Source organism: Rhodococcus sp. BH4, assembly GCF_002079265.1.
Classification (GTDB): domain Bacteria; phylum Actinomycetota; class Actinomycetes; order Mycobacteriales; family Mycobacteriaceae; genus Rhodococcus_F; species Rhodococcus_F qingshengii.
Genome location: NZ_CP014942.1, coordinates 678978 through 704258 on the forward strand (window position 1 = coordinate 678978; position 25281 = coordinate 704258).

The 25281-nt window shown below is 61.3% G+C and carries 25 protein-coding genes; 12 read left to right on the top strand and 13 right to left on the bottom strand.

The genetic code is table 11. The features are described from left to right. Positions 1-84 precede the first annotated feature (84 nt). Both A0W34_RS32565 and A0W34_RS32570 read right to left on the bottom strand, forming a co-directional pair. Positions 85-1935 carry an alkyl/aryl-sulfatase gene (locus A0W34_RS32565; RefSeq protein WP_081559603.1) on the bottom strand — a complete coding sequence of 617 codons (1851 nt, stop codon included), beginning with the start codon at positions 1933-1935 and terminating at the stop codon, positions 85-87. Positions 1936-1966: 31 nt separating this feature from the next. Continuing rightward, a complete protein-coding gene (locus A0W34_RS32570) occupies positions 1967-2806 on the bottom strand; it encodes an IS3 family transposase (RefSeq protein WP_257233671.1) in 840 nt (279 codons plus the stop codon). 257 nt (positions 2807-3063) lie between these two features. Between A0W34_RS32570 and A0W34_RS32575 the strand changes: the two genes are divergently transcribed. Both A0W34_RS32575 and A0W34_RS32580 read left to right on the top strand, forming a co-directional pair. After that, positions 3064-4074, top strand: a complete 1011-nt coding sequence (locus tag A0W34_RS32575; protein ID WP_081559604.1) for an IS110 family transposase — start codon at positions 3064-3066, stop codon at positions 4072-4074. Positions 4075-4110: 36 nt separating this feature from the next. Beyond that, positions 4111-5394 (top strand): IS256 family transposase, encoded by a 1284-nt coding sequence (locus A0W34_RS32580; RefSeq protein ID WP_081559605.1) that lies wholly within the window; start codon positions 4111-4113, stop codon positions 5392-5394. An 84-nt stretch (positions 5395-5478) separates the two neighbouring features. On the opposite strand, the gene A0W34_RS32585 is transcribed toward A0W34_RS32580, so the two are convergent. Further along, the gene (locus tag A0W34_RS32585; RefSeq protein WP_081559606.1) at positions 5479-5886 is read right to left on the bottom strand and encodes a hypothetical protein; all 408 of its coding nucleotides are present in this window, start codon (positions 5884-5886) and stop codon (positions 5479-5481) included. Positions 5887-6026: 140 nt separating this feature from the next. Between A0W34_RS32585 and A0W34_RS33010 the strand changes: the two genes are divergently transcribed. Next, positions 6027-6164: a hypothetical protein gene (locus A0W34_RS33010; protein WP_156889000.1), complete on the top strand. Its 138-nt coding sequence runs from the start codon at positions 6027-6029 to the stop codon at positions 6162-6164. A 367-nt stretch (positions 6165-6531) separates the two neighbouring features. On the opposite strand, the gene A0W34_RS33015 is transcribed toward A0W34_RS33010, so the two are convergent. Next, positions 6532-6669 (bottom strand): hypothetical protein, encoded by a 138-nt coding sequence (locus tag A0W34_RS33015; RefSeq protein WP_156889001.1) that lies wholly within the window; start codon positions 6667-6669, stop codon positions 6532-6534. Between the two features lie 24 nt (positions 6670-6693). On the opposite strand from A0W34_RS33015, the gene A0W34_RS33020 reads away from it, so the two are divergent. From A0W34_RS33020 to A0W34_RS32620, 9 genes are all read left to right on the top strand, one after another. Then, positions 6694-6864 (top strand): hypothetical protein, encoded by a 171-nt coding sequence (locus A0W34_RS33020; RefSeq protein ID WP_156889002.1) that lies wholly within the window; start codon positions 6694-6696, stop codon positions 6862-6864. Positions 6865-7083: 219 nt separating this feature from the next. Continuing rightward, complete coding sequence (locus A0W34_RS32590; protein ID WP_156889003.1) at positions 7084-7566, top strand: hypothetical protein; 483 nt, start codon at positions 7084-7086, stop codon at positions 7564-7566. Between the two features lie 256 nt (positions 7567-7822). Beyond that, complete coding sequence (locus A0W34_RS33315) at positions 7823-7987, top strand: hypothetical protein (RefSeq protein WP_198035754.1); 165 nt, start codon at positions 7823-7825, stop codon at positions 7985-7987. Between the two features lie 112 nt (positions 7988-8099). Then, complete coding sequence (locus A0W34_RS32595) at positions 8100-8669, top strand: hypothetical protein (protein ID WP_081559608.1); 570 nt, start codon at positions 8100-8102, stop codon at positions 8667-8669. Positions 8670-8802: 133 nt separating this feature from the next. Beyond that, on the top strand, positions 8803-10320 hold the full coding sequence (locus tag A0W34_RS32600) for a hypothetical protein (RefSeq protein ID WP_081559609.1): 1518 nt from the start codon (positions 8803-8805) through the stop codon (positions 10318-10320). Between the two features lie 171 nt (positions 10321-10491). Next, positions 10492-10680, top strand: coding sequence for a hypothetical protein (locus A0W34_RS33025; protein WP_156889004.1), 189 nt, complete (start codon positions 10492-10494; stop codon positions 10678-10680). 138 nt (positions 10681-10818) lie between these two features. Then, positions 10819-11313: a hypothetical protein gene (locus A0W34_RS32610; RefSeq protein WP_081559611.1), complete on the top strand. Its 495-nt coding sequence runs from the start codon at positions 10819-10821 to the stop codon at positions 11311-11313. 863 nt (positions 11314-12176) lie between these two features. Continuing rightward, positions 12177-12464: a hypothetical protein gene (locus A0W34_RS32615; RefSeq protein WP_081559612.1), complete on the top strand. Its 288-nt coding sequence runs from the start codon at positions 12177-12179 to the stop codon at positions 12462-12464. Positions 12465-12679: 215 nt separating this feature from the next. Further along, the gene (locus A0W34_RS32620; RefSeq protein WP_081559613.1) at positions 12680-13387 is read left to right on the top strand and encodes an AbiV family abortive infection protein; all 708 of its coding nucleotides are present in this window, start codon (positions 12680-12682) and stop codon (positions 13385-13387) included. Between the two features lie 794 nt (positions 13388-14181). Here A0W34_RS32620 and A0W34_RS32625 read toward each other — a convergent pair. From A0W34_RS32625 to A0W34_RS32665, 9 genes are all read right to left on the bottom strand, one after another. Continuing rightward, complete coding sequence (locus A0W34_RS32625) at positions 14182-15168, bottom strand: hypothetical protein (protein ID WP_156889005.1); 987 nt, start codon at positions 15166-15168, stop codon at positions 14182-14184. A gap of 137 nt (positions 15169-15305) precedes the next feature. Beyond that, positions 15306-16412: a C45 family autoproteolytic acyltransferase/hydolase gene (locus A0W34_RS32630; RefSeq protein WP_081559615.1), complete on the bottom strand. Its 1107-nt coding sequence runs from the start codon at positions 16410-16412 to the stop codon at positions 15306-15308. Continuing rightward, a complete protein-coding gene (locus tag A0W34_RS32635; protein WP_081559616.1) occupies positions 16412-17833 on the bottom strand; it encodes an MmgE/PrpD family protein in 1422 nt (473 codons plus the stop codon). The genes A0W34_RS32630 and A0W34_RS32635 overlap by 1 nt, the downstream gene beginning before the upstream one ends. A gap of 25 nt (positions 17834-17858) precedes the next feature. Next, complete coding sequence (locus A0W34_RS32640; protein ID WP_081559617.1) at positions 17859-19022, bottom strand: C45 family autoproteolytic acyltransferase/hydolase; 1164 nt, start codon at positions 19020-19022, stop codon at positions 17859-17861. After that, entirely contained in the window at positions 19022-20311 is a 1290-nt protein-coding gene (locus tag A0W34_RS32645; RefSeq protein ID WP_081559618.1) for a M24 family metallopeptidase, read from the bottom strand. Before A0W34_RS32645 ends, A0W34_RS32640 begins: the two co-directional genes overlap by 1 nt. Positions 20312-20543: 232 nt before the next feature. Beyond that, the gene (locus A0W34_RS32650; protein WP_081559619.1) at positions 20544-20813 is read right to left on the bottom strand and encodes a (2Fe-2S)-binding protein; all 270 of its coding nucleotides are present in this window, start codon (positions 20811-20813) and stop codon (positions 20544-20546) included. 2 nt (positions 20814-20815) lie between these two features. Next, on the bottom strand, positions 20816-23632 hold the full coding sequence (locus A0W34_RS32655) for an ABC transporter ATP-binding protein/permease (RefSeq protein WP_081559620.1): 2817 nt from the start codon (positions 23630-23632) through the stop codon (positions 20816-20818). Next, a complete protein-coding gene (locus A0W34_RS32660) occupies positions 23629-24645 on the bottom strand; it encodes an ABC transporter permease (protein ID WP_081559621.1) in 1017 nt (338 codons plus the stop codon). Before A0W34_RS32660 ends, A0W34_RS32655 begins: the two co-directional genes overlap by 4 nt. Positions 24646-24784: 139 nt before the next feature. Next, positions 24785-25281 (bottom strand): ABC transporter substrate-binding protein (locus tag A0W34_RS32665; RefSeq protein ID WP_198035755.1); only part of this gene is annotated, 497 nt, incomplete at its 5' end.

Sequence of the window (25281 nt, forward strand, 5' to 3'; positions counted from 1 at the left end):
CTTCGGAAGATGGATCGAATCTGCTACGACCCCCTTCGTGCGGAATTCTTCGGAAACGGAATTTCCGAGTGAAGGGGCTGGATGCTAGTTCGGGCGTTCGGGGGTGACGATGGCGAAGTTCTTGTCGCCGGGTTCGAGCACCGCGGCCAAACGTGCGAGAACCGATCCGTCGCCGCTGAGTTCGATGCCGGCCTCCGCGAGACCGTCTGCGGACAGGTCGCCGAGAGCGAGGGCAGGGAGCGCCCGTTTGGTGGTGGTCAGAGTGGCATCGGCGGCGTCCTTCTGGCTGTGGGTGCTGTAGGTGAGGACACCGTTGGCCAGTCGCAGGCGGTAGCGCTCGTCGACGTCGGTGAGGACGATGTCGATCGTCAGGCGTTCGTCCCACGCGCGTGGGCCGTTGACCTGAATGGCGATGGCGTCGAAGAGCATCCCGGGTGTCAGCTGACCGATGACGTCGGGCGCGGTGGTCTCGGTCGGCGTCCCGAACTGACCTTGGCGAAGTTCGGTGGTGCCGGAGAGATACCAGCTGCGCGAGGTGCCGTTCTCGGATCCGTAGCCGAGTTGCTCGTAGGTGTCAGCAAGCAACTCTTTGGCTTCGGTATGGTCCGGCTGAGCGAAGACGACGTGATTGAGCACTTGCGCGACCCACCGGAAGTCTCCCTCGTCGAACGATGCACGAGCCTTGCTGACCACTGCGTCCGCGCCGCCCATGAAGTCGACGTACCGTTTCGACTGATCGACCGGGGTGTGCTCCCAGAGGCTTGCCGGGTTGCCGTCGAACCATCCGAGGTAGCGCTGGTAGATCGCTTTGACGTTATGGCTGACTGATCCGTAGTAGCCGCGTGCGCTCCACGCGTTCTCGAGTGATGGAGGGAGTTTAATCTCTTCGGCGATTTCGGGTCCGGTGAGGCCGTTGTTCATCATGCGCAATGTCTGGTCGTGGACGTAGCCGTACAGGTCGCGTTGGGTGGACAGGAACTCCACGACACGCTTCTTGCCCCACATCGGCCAGTGGTGGGAGGCGAAGACGACCTCGACGTCGTCGCCGAACATGTCGATCGTTTCGGTGAGGTACTGCGACCAGCCGTGGGGATCGCGTACGACGGCGCCGCGCAGTGTCAGCAGATTGTGGAAGGTGTGCGTGGCGTCTTCGGCGGCGCACAGCGCTTTGAAATCGGGGAGGTAGATCAGCATCTCGGAGGGCGCTTCGGTGTCCGGCGCCATTTGGTAGACGAGTCGGACGCCGTCGATGGTCTCCTCGTGTCCGGTGGTGGTGATGATGTCGGTGGGGGCGATGAGGGTGACGGTCCCGGTGGACACCGTCTGTCCCAGTCCGGCGCCGACCTGCCCCTGTGGACTGCGGGCCAAGGCAGCGCCGTACATGTAGCCGGCGCGACGTCCCATGGCGGTTCCCGCGTACACGTTCTCGGAGACGGCGTGTTCGACGAATCCCTCCGGCGCAATGATTTTCACTGACCCGGAGTCCACCTCTTCTTGTGAGACGAAACCTTTGACACCGCCGAAGTGATCAGCATGTGAATGGGTGTAGATGATCGCCTTGATCGGGCGGTCGCCGCGATGCTCGCGATAAAGTTCGAGGGCAGCTTTGCCTGTTTCGGCGGAGAGCAGGGTGTCGATGACGATGACCCCGTCGTCGCCTTCGATGAAGGACGTGTTCGACAGATCCATTCCGCGCACCTGGTAGATGCCGGGGACCACTTCGAACAATCCGTCGATCGCCGCAAGTTGGGATTGGCGCCACAAACTCGGATTGACTGTCTCAGGTGCCTCACCTTGGAGGAAGGAGTAGGTGTCGTTGTCCCACAAAACGGTTCCGTCCTCGGCGGTGACCGCGTTCGGCACCCGGCGGCCGACGAGACCGCGGTTGGCGTCGTCGAAATCCTGGTTGTCGGAGAAAGGCAAACTTTCCAACAGTGTGGTTGGGCCCCCGTTAGCAGTCCAGCACCTATGCGATAGCTAGTTGGTTTTCTTGAGTCCAGTTTTCCCAGTAGCGGTTTGGCGTCATGCCATCGAGGGATCCGTGGGGCCGTTCATGATTGTAGATAGCTTTCCATTCATCGGCCAGATAGGTCGCTTCACCCATGGTGTCCATGATTTCTCCCGAGAGTTGTTCCCTTCTGAACTGGGCGTTGAACGATTCGACGAAACCGTTCTGCCACGGTGAACCCGGGTCGATGAAGGCGGTGCCCACGCCGACGGTGTTGCACCAGTTGATCAGTGCGGCGGCGGTGAATTCGGGACCGTTGTCGCAGCGGACGTAGGTCGGGGCGGTGCCGGTTTCGGCGATGATGTTCTCCAATGCTGCGACTACGTCGGAGGCTGTGAACGACCGGCGCGCGATGATGGCCAGCGCGGTGCTGGTGTATTCGTCGATGACATTGAAGAAGCGGATGTGCCGCCCGCAGGAAGTCACGTCGGATTGGAAGTCGAAACTGACCACGTGCATCGGGCATTCGGCAGCCGCTTCTGCTCCCCGGCGCCGGGACCGGCCCGGCGTTTCTTCCGCGCCTTTGGGTTTACAGACGAGGCCTTCCTCGCGCCAGAGCCGGCGTACGCGCTTGTTGTTGAGCGCCATTCCAGCCCACTCCTGGGCGAGCAGGCACCAGCGGGCTTTCCTCCATCCCCATGTCGGGTGCTTGATCGCGATGGCGCGTAGGGCGCCGCGAAGCCGTGTTTCCTCGAAGCTCGTATCGGGTTTCTTCTTCCGGAAGGCAGACCGGTTTTGGCCGAGGATCTTGCAGGCGAAACGCTCGGAGGCCCCGAAGTTCTCCACCGCCATGCGCACGGCACGGCGGCGGGGTTCGGGGCTCAGAATTTTCCAGTAATAATGAAATCAACCCACCGGCGGGGAGGCCTGACCCGGAATTTTCCTGGCCACCAAGTGTGCCTTTCTAAGGACCCGTCGACCTATCCGTTGGTGGGCTACCAGCACCGAATGTGGAGTACGCGATGTTTGTGACCTCATAGGAGCCTGCCGCCACGCCGGCCCGTTACTGGCCTGTCCGAACCTCGCACGCGCCACTCGAGCGGAAGGCAGCGCACGTGAACACAACGCCGACAAACCCGAACATTTACTGCGGAGTTGATACTCACGCCGACACCCACCACGCGGCAATCGTCACAGAACACGGCGTCTTCATCGAGGACCGCCAATTCCCCACAACTCGAACGGGATACGACGAACTTGCTGAGTGGATGAACAACCTCGGACACGTCATCGCCGTCGGAATCGAAGGCACTAGCTCCTACGGCGCCGGCCTCGCCCGACACCTCCGCAACATTGATACCGCGGTAGTCGAGGTTCCCCGCCCCAACCGCCGCCTGCGGCACGATCACGGCAAAAGCGATCCCATCGACGCCGAAGCTGCAGCCCGCACCGTCCTCGCCCGCCACCAACTTTCCGAACCCAAATACGGCACTGGCGTGATCGAATCCATTCGAGCACTCCGCATCGCACGAAACAGTGCAGTGAAAGCGGCTACCGCCGCGATCAACGCCCTCCGGTCGATGATCGTCACCGCACCCGAACAACTTCGCACCCAACTACGAGGACACTCGCAGGGAAAATTGCTCGACGCATGCGCGGCGCTCACCCCCAACCTCGCCGATCTCGCTGACCCCGCCGAGGCGACGATGGTCGCATTACGGTCCCTGGCACGTCGCGTCGGCGAACTCCGCAAGGAAGCACGTGATCTGAAAAAGCAACTGACACAACTGATCAACGATTCCGCACCACGCACGGCCGGGGTCTTCGGGCTCGGACCGGACACCGCGGCTGCCCTGTTGATCACTGTGGGCGACAATCCTGAGCGCCTCCGAAGCGAAGCCTCGTTCGCTCACCTGTGCGGGGTGGCACCGATACCGGCCTCGTCGGGGAAGACGAACCGGCATCGGCTTCATCGCGGTGGTGACAGGCGCGCCAACCAGGCGCTGCACACTGCGGTCGTCGTTCGCCTCAGGTACCGCGACACCGCTCGCGAATACGCGAAACGTCGCACGTCAGAGGGCAAATCGATGCCCGAGATCATCCGGTGCCAGAAACGGGGGCTGTAAGAACAACGGTGTAACTCTGAAAGGAGATACGCCACTATGACTGACGTGATTGAACGTGAGACAGAGACGAACTCGGCTCAGCCGGGTATCAGCGATGCGCGGCTCAAAGAGCTGGTCGAGCAGGCGCGAGCCGAAGGGCTGCAGTTGACCGGAGATGGTGGATTGCTGTCGAAGCTGACCAAGCTAGTCGTGGAGTCCGCGCTCGAAGGCGAGATGGACGACCACCTCGGATACGGCAAGAGCGACCCGGCAGGGAGGGGCAGCGGCAACTCCCGCAACGGCAGACGAGCCAAGAACGTGTTGACCGAGGCCGGCCCGGTCGAACTCGAGGTGCCCCGTGACCGGGATTCCTCCTTCGAGCCGAAGATCGTGGCCAAGCGGCAGCGTCGGCTGTCGGGCGTGGAGGACATGGTGATCTCATTGTCGGCCAAGGGTTTGACGACCGGTGAGATCGCTGCACACCTGGCCGAGGTGTACGGAGCTGATGTGTCCAAGCAGACGATCTCGACGATCACCGAGCGGGTGATGGAAGGCATGGCCGAGTGGCAGAACCGGCCGTTGGATCCTGTGTACCCGGTGTTGTTCATCGACTGCATCCACGTCAAGATCCGCGAGGGCAACGTCGCTAACCGGCCGATCTACGTCGCGATGGGGGTGACTGTCGACGGCACCCGCGACATCCTCGGATTGTGGGTCGGTGAGCACGGCGACGGGGAGGGAGCGAAGTACTGGCTTCGGGTGTTGTCCGAGCTGAAAAACCGTGGTGTGCAGGATGTTCTGATCGTCGTGTGCGATGGTCTCAAGCATCTACCCGACTCGATCGAGCAAGTGTGGCCACAGACCATCGTGCAGACTTGTGTGGTCCATCTTCTCCGTAACACCTACGCCTATGCCTCCCGCAAGGACTGGTTCGAGATCGCCAAGGACCTCAAACCCGTCTACACGGCTCCGTCGGAGCAGGCCGCGCTCGACCGATTCGCAGAGTTCAGTGACAAATGGGAGAAACGCTATCCCGCGATCATCAGGCTCTGGACTAACGCCTGGGCTGAGTTCGTGCCGTTCCTACAATTCGACAACGCCATCCGGCAGGTCATTTACACGACCAACGCCATCGAGAGTGTCAACGCTCGAATCCGCAGGGCTGTCAAGGCCCGTGGACACTTTCCGACCGAGGCCGCGGCCTTGAAATGCGTGTATCTGGCCATCATGAGCCTCGATCCCAAAGGCACCGCCCGCCAACGCTGGTCCAACCGATGGAAGGCAGCACTGAATGCCTTCGAAATAACGTTCGACGGACGGCTGTCTGCCGGACGAAAGTAGTTAGAAACCAATCAATTACACCGTTTTCTGGACAGACCCGGCGGGCGCGATGAGTTCTCCAACGAGATTCGACACTGTCGTTCGCTACGGGATAGTCGCGTCGACCGTCGCGGCATTGATAGCAGGTGCAGCGAACGACTGGTCGAGTGCCAACTGACCTATCAACGTGGGGAGGATGACGGGTTCGGTTCCAAGCGCAAGGCTGACGGCGCGGTTGTCGATGCGTTGAGTGATGGCATCGGTGCGCAGTGTGACTATGCGCCTTGATGGTTGAGCGAAAAGCAAAAGTAGCAGCCCTGCGAACCGGTCGCAGCGGTCGATGCTGGTGTCGTGCAGTAGCCGGCGAGCGTGCGTCCAGCGTTCGTCGTCGGTGATGGTGCCGGAGCCGTGGTGGCGAGGACGAGGTGCGAGGAGCAGGTCGCGTCGAAAGTGTCGGCGTGCGGTAGCCCACTGAAGGAAATCACGAGCACGATGCGCCTGAGTGTTCGACATTTGCCAGAGGTCGAGGTCGTGCTGGTCCGCTTCCTCGGGTTGTCGGCCGTGTCGGCGAGCTCTCCGATGCCGAGCGGGATCTGAGGTCGCAGATCAAGGCCACCGACGGGGAAAGGTTGGCGGCGATCGAGGTGCGTCGTATGCGTCCCGACTGCACACCGCGAGAAGCTCTCATCACCGTTCTCACACTTCGCGGGGAAGACGTGTTCCGAACCCCTGCCGGCCACGCTGTCGGTGAGAACGCAGCTCGCGCTGACGGGACACCGCAGGCGCTGTGACCGACGAGCACACCATGCCCGCACGCTCCAGATTCCGCGCAGCCGGAGACCGGGCAGCAGCGCGTCTGCGGAAACGAGCCGAGTGGGCTGCCGTCGCGGCGCAGCGCCGAGCCGCCCATGACCGGGCCTACGAACAGTGGGCCACCGGCGCGTTGGCCCCGTACCGGATCACCCGCGCCCTCGACGCCGCCGAGCTGTACGGCCGTGGGCGTCGACATCGCATGCGGGGCACAAGAGCCGGCAGTCGACGAATGGGAGGCCGGCACCCGCTACCCCTCGTTCGAGCAACTCCTCGCCCTGGCCGCGCTGACCCACCAATCCCCGGACTCGTTCACCGCACGCGACGGCGACGAGGACCTCGACCTCTTCAGACACCACGATGTGGTGTCACATCAGCAAAGCCGAGCGCGCCCGATGGCGACCCCCGATCACCGAATTCACCGCCGCGGCCGTCGAGGAATGTCCCGGCACCAACGATTACCGCGCCACCCACCTGTTCTGACATGTCCACACGAAACGGAGAAGAACCATGAAGCAACTGGCACTCGACGAAATCCAGATCACCCCTCAGGCCGAACCGGCACCAGCGAGCAGCGAGGTTTATGCATTCATTGCCCGCGAAGGACGCAAACTTCAGGTCAACCTTTTGGTCGGTGCGGAAGATTCTCGCAGCACTCCGAGGGCTCGGCGGGCACGATGAGTTCTCCGACGACGTTCGACACTGTCGTTCACTACGGGGTAATCGCGTCGACCGTCGCGGCATTCAAGGGGAAAAGGACATGGCCGACGGTATAGCCCCTATGTCCCATATGGGGTCCGTCGATGCAGTACGGGCAAGACGGAACCGCGAGTGACGACGCATGACCGAGGCAAGATGTGCTACAGGTATAGTGAAAATTCATGGCTCACAGGGGGTTTGATGATGACAAGTGATGAAAATGAATTCGACGCAGCGCTCAACCGGGGACGCGTCTACGACAATGCGGCGCAGTTGCGCGCTATCGCAGAGGGAACGCCGATCACTGATTCTGAAGGTCGGCACTGGATCCGCGGATTCAACGATCCGGCGGAACGGCGGTGGCGTCGCCGACAGGCTCCGAGGCTGATCTGGGTGGAAATCGGGGGCGGTCACGACCGGCGCCCGTCGTCGGAGATCCCTCTCCCCGCCAGGCGTGCAGTGATCGAAGATTTCTGGCCCACGACCCTTGTGGAGGGCTCCGGGATACCCATGTCGATCGGGGCGATTGCCGGAGGCTGTGTCGGTGGTGACCCCGGCCTCGCGCTCTGGACTGCGGTAGAGAACGGAATCAGCGCACTGACCCCCAGGTCGATCGAATCGATCCCCGCAGGATACGTCGGTGGTGACCCCGAACTCGCGTTCTGGGCTGCGTCGGAAAACTGAATCAGCGCAGCGGATGGAGCAACCCCGTGTCAGCTGAGTGCTCACACGCACTGGGGTTCCTCCTCCACGGCACCCGACATCGCGGGCAATGCATAACGCCCAATTCGCGGACTACCTGTCGACGCCGATTCGCCGCGATACCAGCGAATCTCGCGGACCCCTTCACCTCGACGTCGTGGAATGAAACAGGGGGAACTTCGCCGGTGACCAGCTGAGAAGATAGACAGTCATCGGCATCTCGACAGAGGAGAATTTCGTGCAGCAGGGCGACCAAGTGAGAATCGGGACCGCAGGCGTCTCGGTGTTCACGATCGTTAGCGTCGACGAGGACGCTCATTCCGCAATTGTCGAATCCAGCGTGGATGCCCCCGGCAAGTATCCGTTTCCGGTGAAGCTGGCCAATCTTGTGCCGGCTACCTGACGGCACCGCCGGGCGCACTACGTCTTCGTAAGACGCCTACGTCTTGTCAATCCGGCCACCGCTGGTTACTCTACGTCTTGCGAAGACGTTGGCGACTTGCGAAAGGCTTGATATGGCTGTGTTGGTGAACATTCGGAGGTCGGGTGCATCGACGGCGGATGCAACCGAAATCATGGAGGCGGCAAGCGGAGATTGGGTTCTCAGCGAGTCCGCCCTCGACGAATTCGGAGACGTCGTGTTCGCGATCCTGCACAACCGAGTCGTCGGTGCTTTCGATCTGCTGTCCTGGGAAGAAGTCGAAGGCCGGCGTTTCAGATTCGAGTTACGTCCATCCGAGGACTACGCCGCTTTTGTCGGTCAAGACAGTCCTCGTCCGTGGAAAAAGGGCCAAGCCAATCCCGTCGCATTCTGGGAGCTCGCAGACCTGGCCGATGGGCCGAAGGCTGACGAGAACCCCGCTCCGAAGCCGCGCCGCGGTGTCCATCGGATCACCATCGAGACCAAGGGACTGTCTGACGCCGAAGCTGCGCGGCTTCATCATGCTCTGATCATCGTTGCTCAGTCATCCGGCGCGCTTCACGATTATCGGACTACTTCACTGGTTCGGGAGATGAAGAAAGCTCAGGAAGATGCCCAATTTTCTTATCGCTCAGCGGCCTCTCCGCGAGCGCAGAAAGATTGATTGAGCCTCGCATCCTGTCTGGCTGATGGAAGATGGCCCGCCAAAGTGTGAACTGCATCACACCATTGTCGTTTGACGCCGATTGCACGGCTTAGAGGTAGGAGCAACTTCTACAACCGGCACAGGAGCCACCATGAACAGCAGCGATATCCCAGGTCTGACACCCGCACAGGCCCGTGAACTTCGAGCACGCATCGCGGAGGCATCCGCGAAGGCGGATGAGCATGCAGCAGAGATCGACGCGGCAAGGGAGGTCCTCGATCTCGCCGATGAGCATGCGGAGGAAATCGACGCGGCGAGGGAGGTCCTCGATCTCGCCGATGAGCATGCGGAGGAAATCGACGCGGCGAGGGATTCCGTGAAGCGGTTCACGGTGCCGAGGGGTACCTACGCCTCGTCCGCCGAGATGGATGCAGCCAACGAGCAAATCACTCAGGCTGCTGCCCGGGCGGCTGATGCTTTCAGGTCGCCTGCACTGGATGCCGTGACGGCCGACATCACCGAGGCGATCGCTCCGGCATTCGATGGGATTCGAGAGTCGATGCTTCAAAGCGTGCGGCCTGGACTCGACAGTCTGGTTCAACCACACGTATTCGGGGCCTTCAAACCGGATCTGCTCGGTCTGGCGAAACCGAAGCTTTTCGAGATGCCGAATCTGGTGGGTCCGCTCAAGTTGGACCTTTTCGGCTCCCAAGGACTGGTTTCTTCGGTGATTCGGAGGCCGGAAGCGTTCACGTTCGGGCCGGAAATCGTGGGGCATCGGTTCGAGGGACTGAACCTGGGTCTGACCGACCACCTGATGCCGAATTTGGCGAATCTGGGATGGAACGCATCTGATCTGGCATTGCGTCCGCCCCTATTCGATACGGCGAGCATGCTCGGGAACTGGGAGACCGTTCTGCCGCGGATCGACCTCGGCGCCTTCAACCAGGTGAACCAAGCCGCATCCATGCTCACCGGCGTGTGGCCGCTGATCGGCAACGACGCCTTCAGCGGGCTTTTCCCCGACATGCCATCTTGGAATGTTCTCGGGGACTTGCAGGAGAGCATTCGTTCTCTGTTCGGCAACTGGCGAACTCTCGCGGGCTTCGGACACGAACTCGCAGAGACAGGGCTTCTCGTCGCACTCGCAGCGCGACAAGCGGTTCTGAACGGAGACGATGAAACGGTCGAGGCGTTCGCACAGCATTGGCTCGGAATCAAGAGGCTGACAAAGGTAGCGCTCGACGCAGTCAAGTCGGCGTTGCTTGATGACAGTTGGTTGGAGAAGGCAGCCGACACGGTCACAAAAACCATCCGTAAGCTCTATAAACGCGTGTACCGACCAACCCATCGGCCAGTTTGGAAAACACAACTGGCAGGGCAGAAAGTCGGGATACTCAGCGATGGTGTGGTCGAGCACGGCGACCTGGTTCCGGCTCCCGAACCCGGCGCAGCGGGGTGGCAGGTTTCCGATCCCCGCGCCGTGATGGTGTTGGACAGGTTCTCGCCGGCAGAACTCGAAGTTATTCAGGCGAAGTTCAGCACCAGCGAGCGTGGGATGACTTGGGCGATGGCAGCAGACGACTGCGGGCAGCCTGTCGCGATGGGCGAGACAGTTCGCCGCAAGCTCAAGAGGGAAGCGGCACGTGTCGAGCAGGTCAGCCAGTGAGGGGCTGGAGTCCGGCCGACCAAGACTCAGATCCGGCTACGGATCGTCCCAGGTCAGATGCTCCTATAAAAGAAGTCGTTCTGCGGGACCTCGTAGATGACTTCTGGATGAAGAGAAAGAGTGACGCCTCGTGCACATGCCGTGGCGAAACTTTCCAGGAAAGGCCCACCCGTGGATACAAATAACTCGCGGCCCGCCAACTCGAGACCCGCAAACTCGGGACACGCCATCACGATCGCAGGATCGACGCTCGTCGCGATCGCTTCAGGTAGCCCTATCGCCGCTGTGATCCTCGCCGTCGCAGTCGTTCTCGCGATCCTCGCAGTGAGCCTGTTCCTCTTCCTGGGCGACCGGCCCTGAGAACCCGTGTTGCGGGCGGCGGTCGAGACGGCGCCGGCAGGTCTAGGCGGAGCCACATGCGCTAGCTGGAAAGGCCCCTGTCGCGAGACGGGGGCCTTCCTGCTGTCCAGCGCGTCCGTTTCTGCGATCGTGGTCTGCATGACAGATGCGACGAACGATGACTGGGATGAACGCGACCGCGCAGCAAGATCCGAACTCGATGTAGAGGTCGACCCGTTCGGATCCTCGACGCCGATGAAGAACGGACGGCTCAATCGCCCGGGGATGATGGTGAAGGTCTCGCGTGACGGATCTCCGGTGGGTTGGGTCTCGGTGTACGAGCAAAGTGAGGAATGGTTGCTCGAGACATTCAAGATCCATGTTTTCAAGGAGTACCGCTTCAACAAAGCACTCCACGAGGTGGGCGAGTATCAGCCCCGTTGGGGCCTGTTCCTGATGGAAGAGTTGTTCGCTCAGTTCCCGGACAAAGAAATCCGGGAAAGTCAGGCAGTGAACGATCCCCCGGGATTTGCCTTCGTGAAACGGGTCCGGGGAGAGTACGCACTGCCCTACCACCAGCCCGAGTGTTTCCGAGCCGAGGAAGAGCAGTGCGTGTGTGGGATCGGTCGGCGGCGATCCACCACAAACCTCTGACCTCGACTCTCCAATGTGGTTAAGCGGATCAGTCCTTCGAGGTATTGGTGACGATGACGTCGTGATGTTGCGCGGCCTCTCGGCAGTCCCGATCTCTATCGCATGGTGTGCCTCCGTTGAGAGCGTTTCAGTTCACACCATTTTCGAGGTCGATCGTCTCGACGAGTGGTTTGCACATGTACATCGGTTTGTCTTCGCACCAATCCATGCCATATTTCTGGAAGAACCTGACTCGGTTCTCATGGCCGGCACCGGTGTCTGGCATAAGGCGGAGTCGCGTTCGGCCTGGCTGAGGTGGCGTGAGCGGAGAATGTGTCGAGGAGCTTTGGGCCGATCCCGCGCCCAGGGTTGAGTGCTGATGCAAGGTCAACGAATCCATCTGTGTTCAGGAGATGGGCAGCGAGGAATCCGACGTATTCGCCGTCTTGGACTGCTACGACTCGGAGGTAGTCGATTGGGCTCCGTGGTCGCCTGTTGGTGGAGCTCGGGAGGTCGCGGGCCCAACCATTGTCGAAGTAGTCGATGCCCTCAAGGGCAGTTCGCTCATTCGACGTTGACACCAATGTTTGAAGGAGCTGTTCGAGTTGTGTCAGGTCGATTTCTGAGTTCCAGATGCAGCTCACAGGGTTTCGTTGTCATAGTTGAATTCTGGACGGCGTCAAGCTGACGGGCTTCGGTGGGCATAGGGCGCCCCATATCTTGGAATGGTTTCAGCAAGGAAAGACGGGTCCTTTCCGCTTTTTGACGTGGCTCGGTCGTGATCTCAGGCTCACTACCTGCGGTAGTTGAAGGAGTTGTTTCATTTCGGCCACATAGTTGTTGGTCGACCGCACAGCTCAGGAACGCGGGGCTAGCGTCGAAAGATGCAAGAACCGGTCCCCAACGCCACGCAAGCAATTCGCTACGCGATCGAGCTTCTGACCTTTTATGTCTCGTCAGCGGAGGATGGACACGCAGAAGCTGCCGACTACATCAGCCAGAGGCTAACCGGCATAGATGCCCCGGAGCCCATCGAGGTTATCCGTGGCCAGCTATTTCTGGGGGAAATACTCTTGATCGCCCTGACAAAGGCTGAGGGCGCTCAGGGCGACGAGCACCGGCAAAGAGCGGTGGAATGGCTGGCGGCTCTCTCCCTACATCTGCCTGAATAGCTCGGGGGTTGACGGCCTCTTAAGCGGGATGTAGGTCTCCGATGCACTTCAGTCCAGTGAGCTGCGCTCACGACCACTACGGAGGCGCTCTCGGGCTTATCGGTGCCTACGAACGGGTGTCGATCGGGCGCTTGCGCCCATGACGGTGTCGCGGGCACCTCTGACGTGAGGTGGGGGGACGAACGAGCGCACGAAACGCCGCCGATACTTGGATCATGGCGAGTACGAATGCAAAAGAACCGGAGACCGTCACGGCCGACTTCGCACGGCGGTGGTGGAAGGAACTGATGGCAAACACCGTCTCCCTGGTCGAGGACGCGGCGATACTCGCTTCCAACGACAGTCCAGGCCGGGCCCAGTCTCTGATCGTGCTCGCTATGGAGGAGTTCGCCAAGGCGCGCTGGCTGTACGAGGCCGCCGAGCACGAGTGGACTGCGCCACTCGGCCTATACGGGTTTGAACCCAGACCCGCCGGCGACGTGATCGTGCCGTTGGGCCTGAGGTCAACCCGGCGACCTCACGCGGAGAAGCTGCAAGCGGCTGAGCAATTTGCCTCGGGGCTCGCCGGATTTTGGAGCGTGGATCTGCGGATGGATTACTACGAGCGCCCGGATCTGGAGACCTTCACCGCCACCGCTAAGCAGCGCAACCTCGACAAGCAGGCAGGCTTCTACGTGGACCGGGATGGTGAGAGCATCACCAGCCCACTCAGTACCACCGCCGACGATATCGCGGACATCATCCCGCGGGCCGCCCAGGTGGTGCAGATGCACCTGATTGAGGACCACACTCGCCAGCAGGACGCGGAGGACCACTCCTTGATCGACTCTGCCGAAGACCTGCACTGGGCAGTCATGCCGTACTCAGACCCCGAGCTGTTCGCGGATTTCGTCGCACGACACTCAGCTGACGGGGACGAGTAGGGAGAGGCGGGACCTGCCGAGTCGCGTTGTCCGGATTTCGCAGTCCTCGTTCGTCGGGAGCGATGGTCCTCACATTCACGTTGATCGGGCGGCGCTCTCGGGGTCAGGGCTTTAAAGGGTTGACCCGCGGTGATGGCACGTCCCTGGGCGGTTGTTGTGGACGTGTGGGGCGCCGGCGAACTAGGCGTGGGCAATGGGGCCGACGGGTGATCGGGTTCGGTGCTGGGGGCGAGCGCCCGGGCGGTGCGGGCGATTTCGGGCGCTTTTGAATGTTGTTTGGTGTCAGTACGTTAAGCGGAGCAACCCCGTCCGTGCTGTGGGACGGGGTTGACAGTGGACGATAAGTGATGGGTGTTGCGTTTGTTCGGGGACAGTCGGGCCGCGCGGGCGGGCGGCCCGACTGTCGGTGCCTACACCAGTCGAAGGTGAGTTCTCATGCTAGCTATCTGCTTAACCAACGTGAGTTGATGCTCGGAGTATCGCCGGATCGCGTCATCGTCGCCTGCGAGCCGGGCTCGCGCCAGCAGGTACCGACAGATGTCTAACTGATCTCTGAGAGTCATCATTGCCATCACCTCCAATCTTCGTAGATAGGAACACGGTCCGAATGACCCACTTGTGTAACGGATTCCGGGAAGCGTAGGGGTGAACGCCTGCGGGGAACTTTCACTACCGAAAGCGGCTCCGTTACATCTCCGCACCGCCGATTCCGAGCGGGGGTTCGGCCGCGGCATACGGGCTGGAGGCTGCTACTTCTCAGCCGAATTCCCTTCTGCGGGTAAAGGGTCGGACGCTCAAAGGAGCTGGATTGTCATCCAGATGTCCTCTCTGCGGTCGAGCGTGTTCCGCCACGCGGACTCTCCGACGGTGGTGAGCCCGGCGCAATGCTCCGGAAGGATTTGGCCGAGTACGGGCGCGTTCAGATCTTCGGTGGTGGTGCCGTACTGGATCACGAACTTCTGCCCAGTCGACTGGGAGAACCGAAGTCGACCGACAGGGGCGTCACAAATCCGCTCGGTGTAGTGGATAGGGGCGGTGCTGACTAGCGGCGTCCAGCCGTACATGGATTCGCCAATGGAGATGGCGTGCTCCTGCAGAATGGTGAAGGGAAGCGCGCTGACGAACTCCGCCACGAGTTCGGGATTGAGCGATGCTGCCAAGACAGCTTCAGCCCGGATGTCGAGCTGCTCCCATGTGATCTCGACACGCGGCCCTTCGACGTCGGGCGTGACCTGTGCAGCTGGCGCGTTGCTGGGCGCCAACACAGCTGCGGACAGGTTGTCCGCTGTCTCCGCCACGGAAGATCGCGCGCCGGCAACGTCCCCCCACGGAAAATAGTGATGTGACCAGGCAGTAAGGAGGTTGGCGTAGCGCACAAGCTCTCGGAGTACCGGGATGATGTGGTCTCGATCCGGCTGCGCCGTGCAGAGGGCATGAGCCCGCCGCTCGAAGTCGTGAAGTGTCGCGAAACCGCTGTAGCCCAAAAACGCCGAATATTTGAATGACGTGGCTTGCCACACCTCCAACAATTGGGATGGCTTGAGGTCGGTGTCATTGGATTCCGCGAGGCGGAGCAAGGGATACAGTCCGAAGCAGGCCCAATCACGCAGCATGCCGTGGGCGGTGTTCCAGTTGGTGACGTAGTACTGGGCGCCGGCTCCAGCACGTTTGTTCTGAGCGCCCGTCCGGATGGATTTGATCTCCGCGGGCTCGGCCTTCAGTAGATCAAGGCTCGCCGCGTTGATCTCGTGTCGGAGTGTGTCAAATTCGTTGGGGGCCATCAGGGGAGACTCCTCAGTGATTTCATCGCTCATTGATCGGCGGGAATGCCGCGAAATGTGCTGATCCTTACCTCCTAGGTCTCTCCCTCATCGAGGATCTCGAAGGTATGCCGGGGTTTCGGTTGAGAACGCGGCGATCAGCGGGTGGAATAATTAGTGCGGCGACCCCTCGGTTCGGTGTCAGTTTCAAGCGCCGGGTAGGTGTTGAAGTCGACGGTTTCGGAGGTGTAGGGCTCGCATGCGAGGCCGAGGTGGAACTCGGCTTGCCGTGTTGTGCAGTTGAGGACCACGGAGGCGGCGGTGTAGGTCGCCTCCGTGGGGTCGGGGTGCCGGCAGATGGACAGGGGCAGTTGATCGTGGTCGCGCAGAATCTGGCGGAGACCGACTTGGTGGTCACTCGACTCCGGGGGTTGTGCGGTCAATTCCGCGAGAAGTGCCGCGGCCCGGGCCTCGCGGTGGGCCGAGGACGGGAACACCGCTTCTTGCAGTTGTCTGTCTTCGAGGGCACGGACTTTCGGTGCCATCGCGTGATTGGCGTGGGCTAAGGCGGTAGATGTATCGGTCCACACGGCGGGCGTTTGATGGGGGAGGACCTCGAGGCCGACGAGTGCTCCCGTGGGGTCGGCGAGCACGTAGCTGCGCAGGGCCGGATGTTCGATGTCCATTGCTGCGGAGACCGCCGAGGAGCTGCTGGTCTGTTTGAGGAGGAATCGGCGGATCGCTTGGCTCGGTGCAGTCTGGGCGATCGGCCCACCGACGAGGTCGTTATTCACCAGTGCGAGTCCGTATTCGTTCATCCCGGCCCAACCCAGGCCGCCGGGTGAGGCGAGCACGGCCACATCCGGTGCGTCGGGATCTCGGTGCCAGTGGGCCGCGAGCCCGATCGACTGTTGGGCGATCTCGTCCCAGTTCTGGCCGATGACGGTGTCGCCGTTGGTCGTCACACCGACTGCGGTGCATCCGCCCTCGTCGTCGAGTTCGAGCAGTTTGAGTGCTTCGAAGCTGTTGAGCAGCACCACTTCTGCAAGTGTGGTGCCCGAACCGGCTGCGATTCCAGCCATTTCGCGGACGAGGTCGTTGTCGAGGTCTTCGGTGGCTTCGAGCCAGGGCTGGGCGATCCGCGTTCTCTGCGCCGCGTTGAAGTCGGGCGACAGTGACCGACCTACGCGATCGCGGATCGCCTCCGCGAGTTCCTTGCCGTGCTGTTCGCCCCGTTCGTAAGCCGTGCCTGTGAAGATGTGCATTACGCCTCGATCAACTTCCGAGGCGCGATTTCGCTCATTGGAGCCAATATTTCAGCGACGACACTTAGGCCTTGGATATCGTCCAGGTTCATAATCGCCCGGTGAACTGCCTTGATCGCTGCCTGGTTGAGCGGTGTGCTCGCCATCGACGCGCAATCTTCGAATTTTGAGTACATTTCTTCGTCGGTTATCGGAGCACCCGGGCTGCCGTAAAACGCGGTTGTCATTGACTCGTAAGTCTTTCCGTCGAGGGTCTCGAACGAAAGACTGGCTTTCTTATTTGACTCTGTAATTCCGATTCGTGGATCAGCGTGTGTGGTGATGAGGTCCACAACCCTCTTCACCTCAGGGTCGGCCTCGTGGAACGGGCCCATGTCTTCGACTTTCAGGCCACGCCCGTTGACTGTTGCAAGTGCCACCACCCATGGCAGGCTGAATTGGCAATCGATGAACGAGCTCGGGCGGCGCTTCAGCTCGGGCGGCTCCCCGAGATCCTTCTGCCCTCCGGGGGATGTTCCGACCCGCATCGAGCGAAGCGTCTCGGGACGGAGTGTTCCTGCTTCAACCGCTTCGAGAACTAGGTCGATGGCACCGTGGATTACGCGGCAACATGGGTAGAGCTTGTACGACAACTGATCGACCTGCCATTCAGACCCGATTCCTTGCACCACGCGAGCTGGGTCGTACTGCCCGCGGAAGTACAGTGAGGCAAGGCCGAACTTGCCGGTGGCGAACGATCGCGGGCCGGTCAGTCCGGCCAAAGCGAACTCCGCAGCCCTGACACCAGATCCAGCCGCCAGCCCTGCCTGAAGTCGCTTGGCTAGCGCGCCCTCAGTCTCCGGCTGGCAGGTGCCGGCGGATTCCGAGTACGCGATTCCCATCGCGTTCCAGATGTCCGCTTCTCCACCGCCGAGCAACTTCGCGACGGCTGCGGCTGCCCCAATCGAACCCAACACCGTGGTGTAGATCCATCCGTATTCGAATGGACTGTTCAGGCAACCAAGTCCCAAACGAGACATGACCTCAACGCCGCAGACGATCGATTCGATCAACTTCTTCCCATCGGCGATTCCCGCAGACTCGGCCGCTGCCAGAACCGCAGGGATCACTACGACGCCCGTGTGAAGCTGCGCGGCGTCATGGGTGTCGTCGAAGTCGAGCGCATGCGCCATCAAGCCGTTTGCCACAGCGACATCGGCAGACCTGCCCGTTCCGCCGAAGCTACAAATGGTTGCTCCGTCCGGTCCGTGCGGTCCGTTAGCCCATTTTGCAAGCGCGGCAGCGCCCTCTTGTGAGGACCCCGCGAGCATGCCTCCTACGGTGTCGAACAGCAGGCGCTTCGTGTTTGCGACCGTGGCCTCAGAGAGATCTTTGTACTGCAAACCCACCGCATTCGCACAGAGTGCTTCTTCAATATTCATATATCCATTACTCCTTCAACGAGTTTCACGAATTGGCTGGTGCAGACACTGCCGGGCTGGACGTCCCAGCGTCAGAGTCGCTTGCCGAGTCCACGAGGCACTGGTTCCGTGACCACGATTCACTTCCCGCGACGGAATTCGACGAGGTGTCGAAGTCGACGGTTTCGGAGGTGTAGGGCTCGCATGCGAGGCCGAGGTGGAACTCGGCTTGCCGTGTTGTGCAGTTGAGGACGACTGAGGCGGCGGTGTAGGTCGCCTCGCTGGGGTCGGGGTGCCGGCAGATGGACAGGGGCAGTTGATCGTGGTCGCGCAGAATCTGGCGGAGACCGACTTGGTGGTCACTCGACTCCGGGGGTTGTGCGGTCAGATCGGCGAGAAGCGCCGCGGCCCGGGTCCCGCGGTGCGCCGAGGACGGGAACACCAACTCCTGCAATTGTCGGTCTTCGACGGCACGGACTTTCGGTGCCATCGCATGATTGGCGTGGGCTAAGGCGGTAGATGTATCGGTCCACACGACAGGACTCTGGTCGGGGAGAACCTCGAGACCGACGAGCGCTCCCGTGGGATCGGCGAGCACGTAGCTGCGCAGGGCCGGATGTTCGATGTCCATCGCTGCGGAGACCGCCGAGGAGCTGCTGGTCTGTTTGAGGAGGAAACGGCGGATCGCTTGGCTCGGTGCCGTCCGCGCGATCGGCCCACCACGAAGTGCATTGTTCACCAGTGCGAGTCCGTATTCGTTCATCCCGGCCCAACCCAGGCCGCCGGGTGAGGCGAGCACGGCCACATCCGGTGCGTCGGGATCTCGGTGCCAGTGGACCGCGACCCCGATCGAGTGCTGCGCGATCACATCCCAGTTCTGGCCGATGACGGTGTCGCCGTTGGTCGTCACACCGACTGCGGTGCATCCGCCCTCGTCGTCGAGTTCGAGCAGTTTGAGTGCTTCGAAGCTGTTGAGCAGCACCACTTCTGCAAGTGTGGTGCCCGAACCGGCTGCGATTCCAGCCATTTCGCGGACGAGGTCGTTGTCGAGGTCTTCGGTGGCTTCGAGCCAGGGCTGGGCGATCCGCGTTCTCTGCGCCGCGTTGAAGTCGGGCGACAGTGACCGACCTACGCGATCGCGGATCGCCTCCGCGAGTTCCTTGCCGTGCTGTTCGCCCCGTTCGTAAGCCGTGCCTGTGAAGATGTGCATTACGCCTCGATCAACTTCCGAGGTGCCTGGGTCAGCCGCTCCCAGCCATCATCGGTGATGAGCACTGTGTCGCTGAATACCATCTCCGGGCTGACGATGGACGTCATGTGGAAGACCATCCCCGACTCGAGAGTCAAAGGGCAGCTTTCACGAAAGTCGGCCATCTGCGCTTCACCTGCGGTGGGGGGAAAGCCGATGCCCATGGAATAGCCGAGCCTGCGATTAGTTCCGGGGTAAGCAGCGAGGCTGAGCTTGAACTCGTTGGGGTCACCATCGTGAAGCGCGATCCTGATGTCGCCCAGATCATCTCCGCGAAGGGCATTGATGCGGGCGCGAGAGCGTGTGGTGACCTCGCTGATCAAGGCTCCAGGCTTGAGGTCATTCAACATCTGATCCTGAATATCGAAAATGACAGCCGCTGACTGCCGCACAGCCGCCGATGCCCGACCGATGTACACCGTGCGGGTGATGCCCGCGTGGTAGCGGCGCTTCACACCGAGCAACTCCATATGAAGCAAGTCGCCCGTTTCAAGAATTCTCTCGCTGGCGGTGGCGTGCTGGATTGTGCCGCGCTCCCCGGATTTCACGAAGTGCGGCAGCGCAGGGTACTCACCTCCCGCGAGCATGTGCTCCTGGTACGCAGCGGCGGCGACCTCGAGCTCGCTGCGGCCGGCTCCGGCAATTGCCGACGCCGCTGCAACTGACCTGTCGGCGATCGCCGCCGCTGCTCGGACGTATACCTGTTCGGCAGGGCTCTTGATCAGTCGCCTCCGCTCGACAATGCGTCCGCCGTCCACGAGTCGACGACCCACTAGCGAGGCCGTCAGTGCCGCGTTTACCTCCGCTGTCACGAACCACGAGTGGTACTCGAGACCGACGCGGGCTGAACGCGGCACCCCGAGCGATTCGACGAGCCGGGCGGTTACCTCGAAGTAGTCGACATCCGCGGTCCAGAGGTACGCCACCGACAACCACGTGTTTTCGTCAACGCTGAAACGCTCCGTGTTTCGGATGAGCAGCGCCGGTGCGCCGGAAGCGGGGACCGCCAAGACCTGATACTCGAAGTACCCCGGGGTCTCGAACCCCGTCAAGTAGCAGATGTTTTCCGGCGTGTGAACAAGGAGGACGTCGAGATCTGCCGCGACTAGATCTTCCTGAACCCTACGGACTCGCGCGTCGTATTCAGCCTGGCTGAAGGCTTGGCGTTTAACGCGCGGCGTAATGACGTGTGCGTCAAGACCCTCTCGACTCGGTGTGGCGCTTGTGCGCTCTGCGCTGAGGGGTGTCATTGTGTTGATCCTCTTTCATTCTGGGAGTGGGGATTTCCGGATCGTTGGCAATGGAGGCTGAGTGCCGGCGCGAACTCGTATCTCGCTCAAGCCGGAGGCGCGGGCGAGCTTTCATGCAAATTCGTCAGGGCGTTTTCTGTGCTCGGCGTGAAAGGAACTTCGGCTGTTTTCGCCAGCGCCGGAACGGATCTAGCGCGACGAGGCATTTGACGTCGAGGACCGAGCATCCCGGTCATGGCGTTTTTCTGCGTGTCAAAATCTGCATGCCTTCCCGGACCGGCATGAGGCATGCCTTAATGCGTGCGACACCGTCGACTGTCACGATGCAGTCCTCACACGACCCGATTCCGCAGAGCGCTCCACCCGACGTGACCTCTCGGGTGCGGCCCCGGGCGTCGACGTCAAGGGCGATCAGGAGAGCTGCGATGGTCTGATCTTTCGGCGCTCGCGTCATCACACCGTTGATCTCCAACTCGACTATCAGCGACGGTTCGGGTTTCACCGTCAGTTCCTCATGGTTCTGAGGGGGTGTTCCTGGTCGTCGAACGCAGGGTCTAGGAGGTGGTCACCTGCGATCGTTTCCGGGTGAATGCGTGGCAGCGTCGCGGGTGGTTGGTGAGTGTGTACTGCATGTTTCCGCCCTGTTGGATCGAGGGAATGTGGTGCGGCTGCAAGGAGATCGCGGGTGTAGTCGTGTTGTGGGTTGGTGAAGAGGTCATCGGTGCGACCTTGCTCGGCAACTGAGCCTCTGCGCATCACATAGACGTCGTCTGCGATCGCGCGTACGACGCCGAGGTCGTGGGAGATGAGGAGTACTGCGGTGTCATGGATGGTTTGCATGCGTGCGAGTGTTTCCAGGATGGCGGCCTGGACCGATACGTCCTGCCCAGAAGTGATTTCGTCGCAGATTACGACAGTAGGGTCGGCGAGGAAGGCGCTGGCGATGGCGACGCGTTGTTTTTGTCCGCCGCTCAGCTTGCTCGGGTACCGGTCGAGTAGTTGGTTCGAGAGTTGGACCGACTCCAGGACCTCCTCGACTGCGGCCTGTCGGCGTGCGGGTTCCAGGAAGCATGCCGCGACGTGCCGGAGGTGATCGCCTACGGTGCGGCGAGGGTTGAGAGAGCCGGAGGTGCCCTGGAAGACGAGTTGGATGCTCCTGCGTTGCAGCTTGGTTCTGCGCATCGGATCGGCGGGGAGTTCGACGCCGTCGAACTCGATCGAGCCGCTTGTCGGTCGGTTCAGGCCGGCGATGACATGTCCGAGAGATGACTTGCCGCTACCGCTTTCGCCGACGAGAGCAGTCAGATTACCTTTTCGGAGGGTCAGAGACACTCCGTCGACGGCTCGTACGGACGAGTGGTGGCTGTCGTATTCCACGACGATGTCACGTGCGGTCAGGATGACGTCTCCGGATGCCCGTGCCACGGGTTCCGCGTGTTCCGTTGCGGCGCTCAGAGTGAGCTCCGAGACCCTGCAACATCGGGCCACGTGGTTCGCAGAGATTGCAGTGAGCGATGGTTTCTCCTCACGACACCTCGGTGTCACGTGCGAGCAGCGCGGCGCGAACGCACACGCCCCTTCTACTACGCGTCCGGGCGGCAGGCCCGGGATGCTCGCCGGGAGTCCGGTGCGACCGGGGGAAGGGACCGCATCGACCAGTGCGCGTGTGTAGGGGTGGCGCGGTCGGCTCAGAACTGTTGTGACCGAGCCGTGTTCGACGATCTCACCGGCGTACATCACGACAAGTTCGTCGGCGTATTCGCACAACAGTGCAATGTCGTGGCTGATGAACAGAACGGCGACGCGTTCTTCTGTTGCCAGCTTCCGTAGTGCATCGACGACGATCCGCTGCGTGGTGACGTCAAGCGCGGTGGTGGGTTCGTCCAGTACGAGTAGGTCGGGCCGCGGCGCCAGGGCGAGTGCGATGGCGATTCGTTGCAGCTGGCCTCCCGAGAACTCGTGAGGATAGCGTTTCAACGCCGCCTGCGGATCAGGAATGCCAGCGCTTCGAAGAAGTTCTACAGCGCGTTCGTCTGCTTCGTCCTTGCCGGCGCCGCGGTTGATGCGCATGCTCTCACGGAATTGCCGCCGAATCCGGAAGGACGGATGTAGCGCTCCGCCGACTTCTTGGGGCACATACCCGACATGCTGACCCCACAGTTTTCGAAGGGAGCGCTGCGGAAGGTCGAGAATTGCGGTACCGAGTACGGAGCTGCTACCCGCAGTTCTATTGAGTTCGGCGGATGCCCAACCGATTCCGGCGAGACCTACTGTGGACTTACCGCTTCCGCTTTCACCTACGATCCCGTAGATGACACCGCGGGCCGCGGTGAGCGCAAAGTCCTTGACGGTCGTGACCCCGCCCTCACGTCCGCGGTACTCAACCTCGAGCCCTCGAATGTCGAGTACGGGTAGATCGTTTTCGCTGGGGGCCAGGTGAAGGAATTCAGTCATTGTGCACTCCGTTTCGCGAACTGGTCCGTCGCCAGCCGGCCTGCAAACTCGTCTGCCAGCAGGCTGACGCCAACGGTGAGCGCGGCGATGAGCGCAGTTGCGGTAAGGGGGGCTGCCGGATTGCTCCGCAGCAATGGAAGAGTTTCCGACACCATCAGACCCCAGTTGGAGGAAGGGGGCTGGGCGCCGAGACCGGAGAAAGTTCAGCGTTGCTACGAACATGATCACGCTGCCCAGACGGGCGGCGAACTCCACGACCAGGATGCCGGCGATATTCGGTACGAGATCGCGCCACACGATTTGGCCGGTACTGAGCCCGCGTAGCCGCGATGCTTTGACGTAATCGTTGGCTACTACTGGGACCGTGACTCCGCGAACGATCCTGATGATGCGCGGAACGAAGAACATTGATGTGACGATGACCAGTACGTGCAGCGAACTTCCGAAACTCGAAATGAACACGATGGCAAGTAGTAGCGGTGGAAGGGCTATGAGGAGGTCGACTGATCTGGTGACAACGATGTCGAATCGTCCTTGGACGTAACCGGAGGTCATTCCTAGTGCCGCGCCGAAGGCGAAGGCCACGATAGTTGCCAGTAGGGCAACCAGGAGGACCTCGAGTCCGCCGGACAAGACCCGCGAAAACAGGTCTCGGCCAATCTCGTCCGTCCCCAATGGGTATGCGCGCGAGGGTTTCAGCAGCGGACTGGCCACCAACTCGTTGGGATTGTACGGCCGAAAGAGCGGCCCGAGGAAGGCTGTGCCCAAGCTGATGACAAGTAGGAATGTGCCGATGGCGACGGCGATGGAGGGTCGCGGTACCCGGATCCGCGGTCCGCGGCTTTCGACAGAAGTCTTCGTGGTCATTTGGTTGCTCCCCTTGTTCGTGGGTTCAACAGCACAACGAGGGCGTCGGCGATCAGATTGATCGCAACCAGCAGTGCCGAGGTCACGACGGCAACGGCCTCGATCACAGGTAAGTCGTTGCTTTCCACCGCAGTTATCAGGAGGGAACCCAGCCCTGGGTACGAGAAGACGTTTTCCACGACCACCACTCCACTGAGCAGAAAGATGGCGTTGAGAGCGACGACGTTGATGACAGCGCTGCTCGCGACCGGAAGCACGTGGTCAGTGGTGACGCGAAATGGTGAGACGCCGCGTAGGGTGGCGGACCGGATGAATGGGGCCTGTCCAGCCTCGATGACTCCCACCCGGGAGAAGCGGTAGACGTACGAGATGCCCATTACGCCCAGGGTTACAACCGGGAGCACGTACGCGCTCAACTCTCCGTTTTCGACGCCAGTGCTCACCAATGGCAAGATGCCCAACTTCGAAGCGAACAGCCACGCGAGCACGATGCCGAACGCGAATTCTGGGACGGCGTGGAGAGTGAGCGTAATCAGATTCGCGGTGGCATCGAAAGCCTTGCCGGGCCGACGCCCCGCTATGAGTGCAAGCGGGAGGCCGATGATGACAGTCAACGTCACCGACGCCAATGCCAACACGGTGGTGTAGTACAAGCGTGGGCCCAGCTCTTCCGAGATGGGTCGGCCCGACACGACGCTGGTGCCGAAATCGCCTTGGACAATTCCTCCCGCCCACCGGAGATATCGAGTCAGCGCGGGGTCGTCCAGTCCGTTCGCTTCTCGGAAAACTGCTCGCTGCTCAGGGGTTGATTCGAAGCCGAGGGCAGAGAGTGCTGGGTCCTGGGGCAGTACTTCTACCGCAGCGAAGACAACTACGCTCGACAGCCAGATCGTGAGCAACCCGATCATGACCTTCGTGGCGAATGTCCAAGCGAGTCCGCCGCGGCGTGATTTCCGAGGCCGACGCGCTGCTGTCGGTATCGGTTCTACCACCCGCTCGTCGATCTGGGTCATTGGGAAATGCTCGCTTTCCGCAGGTCAAGGAATTGCAGCGGGTCCGGGACCACGCCTGACACTCCCGACGCCACGCCGGTGAGCCGCGCTGCTTGCACAGAGATGACTGTGGAATCGCGCTCGGCGATCAGCCGCTGAGCTATGGCGTACTGCTTTTCTGGAGCTCGAGGTCGGCTGTCTCCGCGGCTGCCTCAATGGCTGCATCGATCTCTGGGTCCTTGCGCTTCGACATGTTCCATTTGCCGTCGCTGGTGAAACAGAGTTTGAGAATTTCGTCGGCAGGGCGGCGTGCGAAGGTGTTGGACCAGAAGGGCGCCTTGAGCCACGAAGTGTCATAGAACGTCGCTTGAGACACACGCTTGATATCGAATTGGATACCGACGTCCTTGAGTTGCTGCTGAACGATGAGCGCCACATTGGTGATTAGTGGAAGGTCGAAAACTTCGAGAGCTGGAAGCCTCAGTCCGTCCCCATAGCCCGCTTGTGCCAGGATCCCCTTGGCCGCATCAGGGTCATAAGCGGGTCGTGGGAGGTTCGCGAAGTAGACGTTGCCGGATGCAATCGGTTGGTCGTCACCGAGTGTGCCGTATCCGCCCAGCCCCACCTCGATTACCCGGTCGCGGTCTACCGACATTT